Origin of the sequence: uncultured Sphingomonas sp. (genome assembly GCF_964244235.1) — a bacterium.
In the GTDB taxonomy this organism is placed as follows: Bacteria; Pseudomonadota; Alphaproteobacteria; order Sphingomonadales; family Sphingomonadaceae; genus Sphingomonas.
Genome location: NZ_CAXTII010000141.1, coordinates 1 through 2,772, shown reverse-complemented (window position 1 = coordinate 2,772; position 2,772 = coordinate 1). Strand labels below are relative to the sequence as shown.

The window sequence follows — 2,772 nt, the reverse complement described above, 5'->3', positions numbered from 1 at the left end:
CAGTCCCAAGGGCCTCGACAGCTTCCGCGTGCTGGACGCGGGCCGTGTCGCCTATGTCGATCTTGGCGGTTCAGGAAACGAGACGCAGGCACATCTGGCGGCGGACGGGCGGATCACGGTCATGTTCTGCGCCTTCGACAATCCCTCGTCGATCCTTCGCCTCTACGGCCACGGCAGCGCGGTGCTGCCGCAGGACGAGGGGTTCGATGCGCTCGCCACGCATTTCCCGCGCCTGCCGGGCATCCGGCAGGTATTCGCGATCACGATCGACAGCGTCCAGGTCAGTTGCGGCTGGGGCGTGCCGCGGATGACATTGGATCGATCGCGCGACACGCTGACCAAATTCCATGCCCGACAGATACCCGAGGAACGGCTGGCGAAGATCGCCGGCAGGACCAAGAGTATCGACGGGCTGCCGGTACGCGTCCAGACGCGGATCCCTGCGGCGTGACCGCCCGCCCATGACCATCGTCGAACTTGGCCGCTTCAGCCGCAACGAAGCGCATATCCTGATCGGTCGTCTGGACAGCGAAGGCATCACTGCCATCGCCTTCGACGGCGAGACGTCGATCGGCGACGGCAGCTATCTGTTGATCCCGGTGCGTGTGATGGTCGATGAGGACGACTTACCGGCGGCGAAGGCGATCGTTGCGGATGCTGCCTGATTTTCGGGCAATGGCTGCAAGCCTGCCCGAAAAGCGATCGACGCGCTGTACGGCTCAACGACCGTCCCCCACCATATCCACGTCCCCGCCCGCTGGCACGATGATTGCGAAGATGCAACGGGGCAAAGGGAGGGTGTGCGTGAAGCTGGTCATCGCGATCATCAAACCGTTCAAGCTCGACGAGGTGCGCGAAGCGCTCACCGCGCTCGGCGTGGCGGGGATGACGGTCACCGAAGTCAAGGGATTCGGCCGACAGAAGGGTCAGACCGAGATCTACCGCGGCGCGGAATACAGCACCAACATGGTGCCGAAGATCAAGATCGAGGTCGTCTGCGCGACCGATCTGGCGTCACGCGTCGTCGAGACGATGCAGGCCGCGGCGAACACCGGGGCGATCGGCGACGGCAAGATCTTCGTGCTCGATGTCGGCCAGGCGGTGCGGATCCGCACCGGGGAGACCGACGATGCCGCGCTTTGACAGGGGGAACGGAATGAAATCGACGAGACTGACGCTGGGCGTCGGTGCCGCCGCAATTGCCGTGCTCCTCGCGCATCCGGCGTTCGCACAAGGTGCCGCGGCTGCGGTCGCCGCAAGCCCGATCCCGAAGGCGACCATCGACAAGGGCGACACCGCGTGGATGCTGGTCTCCTCGCTGCTGGTGCTGATGATGTCGGTGCCGGGGCTGGCCTTGTTCTATGGCGGGCTCGTGCGGACGAAGAACATGCTGTCGGTGCTGACGCAGGTCCTGATGATCGTGTGCATGGTTGCGGTGATGTGGGTCACCTTCGGCTATTCGCTCGCGTTCACCGGGCACAATGCCTTCTGGGGCGGGTTGTCGAAGGCGTTGCTGATGGGTGTCGATGCGAACAGCCAGGCAGCGACCTTCTCGAACGGCGTCTACATCCCCGAATATGCGTATATCTGTTTCCAGATGACCTTTGCGTGCATCACGCCCGCCTTGTTCATCGGATCGATCGCGGAGCGCGTGCGGTTCTCGCCGCTGATGCTCTTCACCGCCTTGTGGGTGATATTCGTCTATTTCCCGATCGCGCACATGGTCTGGTATTGGGGCGGACCCGATGCGGTCGCGGCGGCGGCGCTGAAGGGCGCGGCCGCGCTGGACCTGCAGAATGCGGATGCGGGCTGGCTGTACCAGAAGGGCGCGCTCGATTTTGCGGGCGGCACCGTCGTCCATATCAATGCGGGCATCACGGGGCTCATCATGTGCATCATGCTTGGCAAGCGATCGGGCTATCCCAGGGAGCCGATGCCGCCGCATTCGCTGACCATGACGATGATCGGCGCATCGTTGCTTTGGGTCGGCTGGTTCGGCTTCAACGCCGGGTCCAACCTCGAATCGAACGGGGTGACCGCGGTCGCGTTCATCAACACCTTCGTCGCGACCGCCGCGGCGGGGCTGTCGTGGCTGCTGGTCGAGCAGGTCGTTCGCGGCAAGCCGTCGCTGCTTGGCGCGGCATCGGGGGTCGTCGCCGGGCTGGTCGCGGTGACGCCGGCATCGGGCTATGCCGGGCCGATGGGGTCGGTCGTGCTCGGGCTGATGGTCTCGCCGATCTGCTTCTTCTTCGTCAGCAAGGTGAAATCCCATTTCGACTATGACGACAGCCTCGACGTGTTCGGGGTGCACTGCATCGGCGGCATCACCGGCGCGATCATGACGGGTATCCTCGACGCGCCGTATCTGGGTGGCCAGGGTGTCGCGGATTATGCGGCCAAGCCGGGTGCGATGGTCGCCGGGACCTATCATATGCCGGCGCAGCTATGGATCCAGTGCCAGGCGGTCATCGTGACGCTGGCCTGGTCGTCGATCGGTGCGACATTGCTGTTCCTGCTGGTCGACAAGACCTGGGGCATGCGGGCCGCGATCGACGCCGAGCAGGAAGGGCTCGACATCGCCGAACATGGCGAGCGCGCCTATCACCACTGAGTTCGGCACCATCGAGTTCGGGGGCGGATAACCTGCCCCACCGACGTTCCTCCTGCGGACGACCTGAGCCCGGTGCAGCGATGCACCGGGTTTTTTTAGGTATCGTAGCTCTAGGCTGTGGTGACGATTTAATTATTTGAGCCATAGCATGATGCTGGCGA

Annotated in this window: 4 protein-coding genes; all 4 read left to right on the top strand. The window is 64.0% G+C overall.

The window, feature by feature from the left end; translation table 11 throughout:
- The coding region (locus tag ACFE7D_RS14285) for a pyridoxamine 5'-phosphate oxidase family protein (protein ID WP_375396076.1) at nucleotides 1-451 on the top strand (451 nt) is incomplete at its 5' end.
- A 10-nt stretch (nucleotides 452-461) separates the two neighbouring features.
- Nucleotides 462-665, top strand: coding sequence for a putative signal transducing protein (locus ACFE7D_RS14280; RefSeq protein ID WP_375396075.1), 204 nt, complete (start codon nucleotides 462-464; stop codon nucleotides 663-665).
- Nucleotides 666-804: 139 nt separating this feature from the next.
- Nucleotides 805-1,143, top strand: a complete 339-nt coding sequence (locus ACFE7D_RS14275; protein ID WP_174286753.1) for a P-II family nitrogen regulator — start codon at nucleotides 805-807, stop codon at nucleotides 1,141-1,143.
- A 13-nt stretch (nucleotides 1,144-1,156) separates the two neighbouring features.
- Nucleotides 1,157-2,611 (top strand): ammonium transporter, encoded by a 1,455-nt coding sequence (locus ACFE7D_RS14270; RefSeq protein ID WP_375396074.1) that lies wholly within the window; start codon nucleotides 1,157-1,159, stop codon nucleotides 2,609-2,611.
- Nucleotides 2,612-2,772 lie beyond the last annotated feature (161 nt).